Raw genomic sequence first — 8,289 nt, 5'->3', positions numbered from 1 at the left:
GGAAGTGCGCGGCGGCGAGCAGGGCGTCGTGGCCGTCCGCGCTCTTGGCGATGTGGCTCGAGGTGCCGTGCACGTTGAGGTGCGTCTCGCTGGCGCGGGCAAGCAGCGGGCCCGGGCGGCTCGCGATGGTGCCGGCGGGCAGGTCGGGCCAGACGTGGAAGCCAAAGATGCGGTCGGCGCCGTAGCGTTCGAACACGCCCGACTCGCAGACGAGGCGGGCGCCGCCGGTGGTCTCCTCGGCGGGCTGGAACACGAACAACACGTTGCGCGGCAGCAGGTGTGCGGCCTCGGTGGCATCTCCTGCCAGTACCTCGTTGACCCAGCAGGCGGCAGCAAGCGCCATGGCCATGTGGCCGTCGTGGCCGCAGGCGTGCATGTGGCCGGGTTTGGTCGAGCAGAACGAAACGCCGCTGCGTTCGGTGATGGGCAGCGCGTCCATGTCGGCGCGGATGGCCGTGGCGGGCCCATGCGGGCGGCCCAGCTTGGCGTCGACGTCAAAGAACGCGGCGACGCAACCCCTGCACGGGCTCGTCACCTCGCACGACAGGCCGTCGAGCACGCCGTGCACGTAGGCGATTGTCTCGGGCAGGTCAAAGTCGAGCTCAGGAATGCGGTGCAGGTCCTGGCGGAACTTGGTGAGCAGGGCAAGGTCTTCCATGGTTCTCCGTCCCCTTGTGGTTGCCAAGACTATACGCCGCCGCGGCACCCGCGCCGGCGCAGACGGTGTCGGTCGGGAGAGGCGGCGCCACCGTTGAGGCCACTGACTACATCTGAGAGAGTGGCCACAAGGGCAGGGTCACGAGCCCCTCGCTCCTCAGTTGCCGGTGGGTGGATGACGATACGCTTGCCTTTGTGGTGCAGGCTTCTTTCCCGTGTGACCCTGCCAGCAAGCCCCGGGCCAAAACAAGAAGTGGGACAGTTGCCCGGAGCAACTGTCCCACTTTGCTATTCCTCGACCTTGTCGAGCTCGCGCACGTCTCCGCCGCCATGGTCGACCATAACGTGGCCAATGCCGTCCACGCCGCCCTCGCTGGGCGTAAGCCGCCACTCGGTGAGCAGCAGGTCCATCGTCTCGGGACCGTCCTTGCTCTCGAGCGTCACGGTGAGCGTGTCACCGCTCTGCTCGACTCGCGCGATCTTTTCGCCGGGAATCGAGCCGCCGGCCAGCTGCAGCTGAATGAAGTCGTCATGCGCGGCCCAGCCCTCGCCGGGCATCGCCACGGTGCCGCCGCCGGCGACCTCCCAGGTGAGCACCGCGAGCGAGTCGTCCTGCGCGGCAACCCAGCCCGCCGCGCTGCCCTGCTGCTGGCAGGCCGTCAGCGCGGGCGTCGCCACCAGTCCGGCGATTACGGCCACGAAGGCCCTTCTCGTCATGCTCATGCGGGTCTCCCTCTCGAGGCTCGTGGGCGTTTTGCTCGCATTCTACTCGTCCCTCTGTCCCCGCAGATGGCGAGTGGGTAACGTCTTGCCGCCAATCGCCCTGCGTCGCGGGCGTTGTGTTACGGTAGCTGAACTGATAGAGGCGCGGGGAAGAAGAAGCGCGAGCGAGCCGGCGGGCTGTGACCTCGTGCGGGAGCAACCCCGCCGAACTCGGGCGCCCGTCACGGCGCAACCGGGTGGGCTTGTGGGAGACACCCGCAAGACTGTCTGCAGTGGCCGCCCCGCGCGGCCGCCCGTCCCTGCAGGAGCGCTATCGATTGGAGCCGCATGAGCGCGCCGCACGATCACACCCCGCCTATCCAGGCGCAAAACCCTAGCTACAACGTTACCTCGGTCGAGGACGTCGAGAAGCTCCCCAACCACGGCTACAGTCTCAAGACGCCGTTTGCGAGCAAGGTCGTCCTCGAGGCGGCGGCCGAGAAGTATCCCACGCCCTTCTACCTCTATGACGAGGCGGGCATCCGTCGCAACGCGGAGGCCGTGCGCGAGGCCTTCTCGTGGAACCCCGGCTTTCGCGAGTACTTCGCCGTCAAGGCCAACCCCAACCCGCGCCTCATCTCGATCCTGCACGAGTATGGTTGCGGCTGCGACTGCTCGAGCTACACCGAGCTCCAGATTGCCCAGGCCCTGGGCATCACCGGCCAGCAGATTATGTTCTCCTCAAACGACACGCCCGCCGCGGACTTTGTCAAGGCCCGCGAGCTGGGTGCCCTCGTGAACTTTGACGACATCAGCCACATCGACTTCTTCGAGAAGGTCGCGGGGCCCATCCCCGAGACCGTGAGCTGCCGTTTTAACCCGGGTGGTCTGTTCCAGCTTGCTAACGGCATCATGGACAATCCCGGCGACTCCAAGTACGGCATGACCACCGAGCAGCTCTTCGAGGCGTTCTCCCTGCTCAAGGCCAAGGGCGCCAAGAACTTTGGCATCCACGCGTTCCTCGCGAGCAACACGGTCACCAACGAGTACTATCCCAAGCTCGCGCGCATTCTCTTTGAGCTCGCCGTCGAGCTCGAGCGCAAGACCGGCTGCCACGTGGCGTTCGTGAACCTCTCGGGTGGCGTCGGCGTGCCCTACCTGCCCGGCCAGGCCGCAAACGACATCCGCGCCATTGGCGAGGGCGTGCACGCCGCCTACGACGAGATCCTCGTGCCCGCTGGCATGGGCGATGTCGCCATCTACACCGAGATGGGCCGCTTCATGATGGGCCCTTATGGCTGCGTGGTGACCCGTGCCATTCACGAGAAGCGCATCTACAAGGACTACATCGGCGTGGACGCCTGTGCCGTGGACCTCATTCGCCCGGCGATGTACGGCGCCTACCACCACCTGAGCGTGGTGGGCCAGCCGGGAGGGCCCGACAAGACCCAGGCCGAGGCCACCGAGGTCTACGACGTCACGGGCAGCCTGTGCGAGAACAACGACAAGTTCGCCATTGACCGCCACCTGCCGCCCATCGAGGAGGGCGACCTCATCGTCATGCACGACGCGGGCGCCCACTGCTACGCCATGGGCTACAACTACAACGGCCGCCTGCGCCCCGCCGAGGTGCTGCTGCGCGAGGACGGCGCGACCGAGCTCATCCGCCGCCGCGAGATGCCGATGGACTACTTCGCCACGCTCGACGTGCTGCCCGAGGCCTTTGCCAACCTCGCCGCCGAGAGCGAGGGCGTCACCGGAATCAAGTAGAGACGGGTGCCAGCCGCGGGCCCAGCTCCGCGGTCCGGCGCCTTTGAGCACTAGGGAGACAACATGGACGTTCGCAAGCTCGAGGGCTCGATCGTGGCCCTCGTCACCCCGTTCAACGAGGACGGCTCCGTCAACTTCGACCAGCTCGAGCGCCTGCTCGAGTTCCAGATCGAGAACGGCACCGATGCCATCCTCACGCTGGGCACCACCGGCGAGAGCGCGACGATGACCGACGAGGAGGACAACTCCGTCGTCGAGTTCGTCGTGAACCACGTGGCCGGCCGCGTGCCCGTCATCGCCGGCTCGGGCTCCAACTGCACCGCCGCGCAGACCGCCAAGAGCCTCACGTACCAGAAGCTCGGCGCGGATGCCGTTCTCATCATCTCGCCCTACTACAACAAGTCCAACGAGGAGGGCATCTACCAGCACCTCAAGCACACGGCCGACGCCGTTGACATCCCGTGCGTCCTCTACAACATCCCGGGGCGCACGGGCTGCTCCATCTCGGTGCGAAACGTCGAGCGCCTGGCCGCCCACCCCAACGTGATGGGCATCAAGGAGGCCAGCGGCAACATGTCCTACGCCGCGAGCATCGCCCACACCCTGTCCGACGACTTCCGCCTCTACTCGGGCGAGGACGCGCTCACCGTGCCGCTCATGGCGCTGGGCGGCTCGGGCACGATCAGCGTCTGGGCCGACGTGCAGCCCGCCCTCGTTCACGAGATGTGCCGCGCCTACCTCGAGGGCGACGTCGCGCGCGCCACGCGCATCCAGGTCGAGGGCCAGCCGCTCATCTCGGCCCTGTTTGGCGAGGTCAACCCCATTCCCGTTAAGGAGGCGCTGGCCCAGATGGGCCTCATGGGCGCCCACTACCGCCTGCCGCTATGCCCCATGAGTGAGGGCCCCAAGGCCAGGCTCGTCGAGGCCATGAAGGGAGCTGGTCTTCTTGACTAACGCCACCGCGCCGCTGCGCATCGCCATCATGGGCGAGGGTCGCATGGGCTCGCTCATTCGCTCCACCGCCGAGGGCGTGCGCACCGAGGCTGGCACCGCCGCCTTCGAGGTCGTGGCCCAGATTGGCTTTGACCTCTCCGCCGCCGACTCCGCCCCCGCCGCAGACGTCCTCATCGACTTCTCCAACGTGGTGACGCTGCCCGCCGTGGCGAACTACGTGCGCCGCGTGGGCTGCGCGCTCGTCTCGGGCACCACGGGCTATACCGACGAGCAGATGGACGAGCTGCGCTCGCTTTCTCAGGTGGCCCCGGTGCTGCACTCGGGCAACTACTCGCTGGGCATCGCCGCCCTGCGCCACGCCACGACGCTCGCCGCCCGCGAGCTCGCTGGCTTTGACGTCGAGATCGTCGAGACGCACCACAACCAGAAGGTCGACGCCCCCAGCGGCACGGCAAAGCTGCTGCTCGACGCCGTGGTCGATGCCGAGGCCGCCGAGGGCCGCGGCGAGTACCACCCGGTCTATGGCCGCGAGGGCATGGTAGGCAAGCGCGACCCGCGCGAGGTTGGCATGCACTCGCTGCGCGGCGGCACCGTCGCCGGCGTGCACACGGTGAGCTTCTTTGGTGCGGATGAGGAGGTCTCACTCACGCACCGTGCCACGAGCCGCCAGATCTTCGTGAATGGTGCCCTGGCCGCTGCCCGCAAGATGGCCGGCCGCGAGCCCGGCATGTACGGCTTCGACGAGGTCATGTTCGGTTAAACATTTGATGCGCGCCGCCGCGTTGGCGGTGCAGGAGGGATTTGCATGGACGCTCAGGAGATCATCAACTACATCGCCACGGCCCCCAAGAAGACGCCGGTCAAGGTCTACCTGACCCTGGCCGAGGGCGCCGCGCTCGACCTCTCAGCCGCCGATCACGTCTTTGGCGATGGCGCTTCCAAGGTTGTCTTTGGCGACTGGGAGAAGCTCGCCCCCGCGCTCGAGGCCGCGGGCGACGCCATTGCCGACATGGTGGTCGAGAACGACGGCCGCAACACCGGCGTGCCCCTGCTCGACAAGCGCAACATTCACGCGCGCATCGAGCCCGGCGCGATCATTCGCGACAAGGTCGAGATTGGCGACAACGCCGTCATCATGATGGGTGCCGTTATCAACATCGGCTCGATTATTGGCGAGGGCACCATGATTGACATGGGCGCCGTGCTGGGCGGTCGTGCCACGGTGGGCAAGCGCTGCCACATCGGTGCCGGCACCGTGCTCGCGGGCGTTGTCGAGCCGGCGAGCGCCACGCCCGTCATCATCGAGGACGACGTGCTCATCGGCGCCAACGCCGTGGTGCTCGAGGGCGTTCGCGTGGGCAAGGGCGCCGTGGTGGCCGCCGGTGCCGTGTGCGTCGAGGACGTGCCGGCTGGAGCCGTCGTGGCCGGCGTGCCCGCCCGCGTCATCAAGCAGACAAGCGAGGTCGCGAGCGGCAAGGTGTCGCTGGTCGACGCGCTGCGCACGCTGTAGGGAGGTGGGGCTGGCTGCCCCGCGCTTCTCGCGTTAGTTGCTGTGGCCGCTCGTGGCATGTGCCGCGGGCGGCCGCTTGCGTTCGCGACGCCGCGGTGCGGGCTGTGTGCGCGGCTGGCCTGTCGCCTGCGCTTCCGCTCTGCTTGCGCTTCCCGCGTTAGGGTACATAAGTTGGCGTTTTGAGCTCAACTTGCCCTGTAATCGGGGCATTCTTGCAACTTGTGTGCACTAGCTGGCCTATGTGAGTGCGTGCGCTGGGCGCTCGCTAACGACAAGCGTCGTTAACAAGAAAGAGGGAGACGAACCAGCTGGCTCGTCTCCCTCTCGTGTTTAAGCGTCAAAGCCTTGCGGCTCCCCGTGACGCCGGGCTCTTCGCCCAAGGCCACGCCACCTCTCCGCGGCGCGACCATCTGCCCGGGCGCACCCGGGCACCCCGTTGGAGTTAGTCCTCGGCGATCTCGGTGATGGCGCCGGCGGGGCAGGCCTCCTGGCAGGAGCCACAGGCAACGCAGGAGTCCTCGTCCTTGACGGTGGCAACGTCCTCGAGCTCGAGGACGTCGCAGGGGCAGGTGTCGACGCAGACGCCGCAGGCAACGCACTCGTCGGCGTTAATGACAGGATGGGCCATGATGATTCCCTTCATCGTGTGCTTGTTGTACCCGGCTGGCTGGGGCTCCCTCGGCTCAAAAAGTAAACCTTGGTAACCTTTCTACCAGCTCCTTTACGTGAGAATACCAGTCATGGCACCGTTTGCAAGACGTGATACGCAAAAGGTTGGGGACAGCAAAAACCCACCTTCGAGCAGGAATTTTGTCCGTTTCGAGAAACGCGTGCTTGGGGCCTTGCCGCCGCACGGGCGTCCCTAGTGGCCCTTGATGATTGTGCTCACGACTCCACATCCAAGGCCGCCCACGACCCAGCTAAGCCAGAAGAGGTTGGGCAGGCTCACGCCGCCTGCCTCGACGACGTCGGGCGCAAGGGCCCGTCCCAGGAAGAGCCGCGCCCCGCTTCGATGGCCTCGCAAGCTGCCATCGTTGCCCGTGTTCTGGTGATGAGGTTGCGAGGCCCCTCACGCCCGCGTTGCACGTTGCCCTGCCAGCTCGCTCGAGCCGCTGCCCGTGATCCTTCTCGACCCCTAAAGTGAAGGAAACAAAAAATCTATCTCTTTCTCACTTAGATTTTGTATAAGGAAAGCACGCAGAGGATATATAGTGAGCAGTAACAAAGATTGCCTGGGCGATTTGGCGCCCAGAGACGCAACAAGAAAGGAACGTGCCAACAATGAGCAAGATTCTCGGCATCGACCTCGGTACCACCAACTCCGCCATGGCTGTCCTCGAGGGTGGCCAGCCTACCATCATCGTGAACGCCGAGGGTGACCGCACCACCCCGTCCGTCGTGGGCTTCCGCTCCGAGGGCGACCGCATCGTGGGCAAGGCCGCTAAGAACCAGGCCGTCACCAACCCCAAGAACACCGTCTTCTCCATCAAGCGCTTCATGGGCCGCAAGTACAGCGAGGTTGGCTCCGAGCTCAAGACCGTGCCGTACTCCGTCAAGGAGGGCCAGGGTGGCCGTGCCGTCGTCGAGATTGACGGCGAGGACTTCACGCCCGAGCAGGTCAGCGCCATGATCCTCTCCAAGATGAAGGCCGACGCCGAGAAGTACCTCGGCGAGACCGTCACTGACGCCGTCATCACCGTCCCTGCCTACTTCAACGACGCCCAGCGCCAGGCCACCAAGGACGCCGGCAAGATCGCTGGCCTTAACGTCAAGCGCATCGTCAATGAGCCCACGGCCGCCGCGCTTGCCTACGGCCTGGACAAGAAGGGCACCGAGCAGAAGGTGCTCGTCTTCGACCTGGGCGGCGGCACCTTCGACGTGTCCCTGCTCGACCTCGCCGACGGCGTGTTCGAGGTTCTGGCCACCAACGGTGACAACCACCTGGGCGGCGACGACTGGGACCAGCGCGTCATCGACTGGATGGCCGACAAGTTCCAGCAGGAGAACGGCGTCGACCTGCGTCAGGACCCCATGGCCCTGCAGCGTCTGAAGGAGGCTGCCGAGAACGCCAAGAAGGAGCTCTCCGCGGCGCAGCAGTCCACCATTAACCTGCCGTTCATTACCATGAACCAGTCCGGCCCGCTGCACCTCAACTACACGCTGACCCGCGCCGAGTTCGAGAAGATCACCCGCGACCTGCTCGAGCGCTGCAAGCAGCCTGTCACCAACGCCCTGCGCGACGCCAAGCTTAAGCTCTCCGATCTGACTGAGGTCATCCTCGTCGGTGGCTCCACCCGTATGCCCGCTGTCCAGGATCTGGTCAAGACCATGACCGGCAAGCAGCCCAACATGTCCGTGAACCCCGATGAGGTCGTTGCCGACGGCGCTGCCGTCCAGGGCGGCGTGCTCACCGGTGACGTCGAGGGCATCCTGCTGCTCGACGTGACCCCGCTGTCCCTTGGCGTCGAGACCATGGGCGGCGTCATGACCAAGATGATCGACCGCAACACCACGATTCCGACCTCCAAGACCGAGGTCTACTCCACGGCCGCCGATAACCAGACGTCCGTCGAGATCAACGTCCTGCAGGGCGAGCGTGAGATGGCCGCCGACAACAAGAGCCTGGGCAAGTTCCAGCTCACTGGCATCCCCGCGGCCCGTCGCGGCGTGCCCCAGATCGAGGTCACGTTCGACAT

At 66.0% G+C, this 8,289-nt stretch carries 8 protein-coding genes and 1 riboswitch; of the genes, 5 read left to right on the top strand and 3 right to left on the bottom strand.

The window, feature by feature from the left end; genetic code table 11:
* Together AC1VTH_RS04915 and AC1VTH_RS04910 are read right to left on the bottom strand one after the other, a co-directional pair.
* The coding region (locus AC1VTH_RS04915) for a M20/M25/M40 family metallo-hydrolase (protein ID WP_481335021.1) at positions 1 to 658 on the bottom strand (658 nt) is incomplete at its 3' end.
* Between the two features lie 287 nt (positions 659 to 945).
* Positions 946 to 1,380 carry a hypothetical protein gene (locus AC1VTH_RS04910; RefSeq protein ID WP_481335020.1) on the bottom strand — a complete coding sequence of 145 codons (435 nt, stop codon included), beginning with the start codon at positions 1,378 to 1,380 and terminating at the stop codon, positions 946 to 948.
* Positions 1,381 to 1,509: 129 nt separating this feature from the next.
* Positions 1,510 to 1,701, top strand: a riboswitch (Lysine riboswitch).
* Positions 1,702 to 1,707: 6 nt separating this feature from the next.
* Here AC1VTH_RS04910 and AC1VTH_RS04905 point away from each other — a divergent pair.
* The 4 genes from AC1VTH_RS04905 to dapD all read left to right on the top strand — a co-directional run bounded on the left by AC1VTH_RS04905 (position 1,708) and on the right by dapD (position 5,593).
* Positions 1,708 to 3,129: a diaminopimelate decarboxylase gene (locus tag AC1VTH_RS04905; protein WP_481335019.1), complete on the top strand. Its 1,422-nt coding sequence runs from the start codon at positions 1,708 to 1,710 to the stop codon at positions 3,127 to 3,129.
* A gap of 63 nt (positions 3,130 to 3,192) precedes the next feature.
* A complete protein-coding gene (gene dapA, locus AC1VTH_RS04900) occupies positions 3,193 to 4,083 on the top strand; it encodes a 4-hydroxy-tetrahydrodipicolinate synthase (protein ID WP_481335018.1) in 891 nt (296 codons plus the stop codon).
* Positions 4,076 to 4,843, top strand: a complete 768-nt coding sequence (gene dapB / locus AC1VTH_RS04895; protein WP_301828815.1) for a 4-hydroxy-tetrahydrodipicolinate reductase — start codon at positions 4,076 to 4,078, stop codon at positions 4,841 to 4,843. The genes dapA and dapB overlap by 8 nt, the downstream gene beginning before the upstream one ends.
* Before the next feature lie 45 nt (positions 4,844 to 4,888).
* Positions 4,889 to 5,593, top strand: coding sequence for a 2,3,4,5-tetrahydropyridine-2,6-dicarboxylate N-acetyltransferase (dapD, locus tag AC1VTH_RS04890; protein WP_481335016.1), 705 nt, complete (start codon positions 4,889 to 4,891; stop codon positions 5,591 to 5,593).
* Positions 5,594 to 6,035: 442 nt separating this feature from the next.
* Here the strand turns inward: dapD and AC1VTH_RS04885 are convergent, their stop codons facing one another.
* Positions 6,036 to 6,221, bottom strand: coding sequence for an indolepyruvate ferredoxin oxidoreductase subunit alpha (locus AC1VTH_RS04885; protein ID WP_126420653.1), 186 nt, complete (start codon positions 6,219 to 6,221; stop codon positions 6,036 to 6,038).
* A 653-nt stretch (positions 6,222 to 6,874) separates the two neighbouring features.
* Between AC1VTH_RS04885 and dnaK the strand changes: the two genes are divergently transcribed.
* Positions 6,875 to 8,289 (top strand): molecular chaperone DnaK (gene dnaK, locus AC1VTH_RS04880; RefSeq protein ID WP_481335014.1); only part of this gene is annotated, 1,415 nt, incomplete at its 3' end.

This window comes from Parolsenella sp. (genome assembly GCF_982402205.1).
Note: the sequence above shows the minus strand (reverse complement) of the source record. Positions and strands in the feature narration are given on the sequence as shown.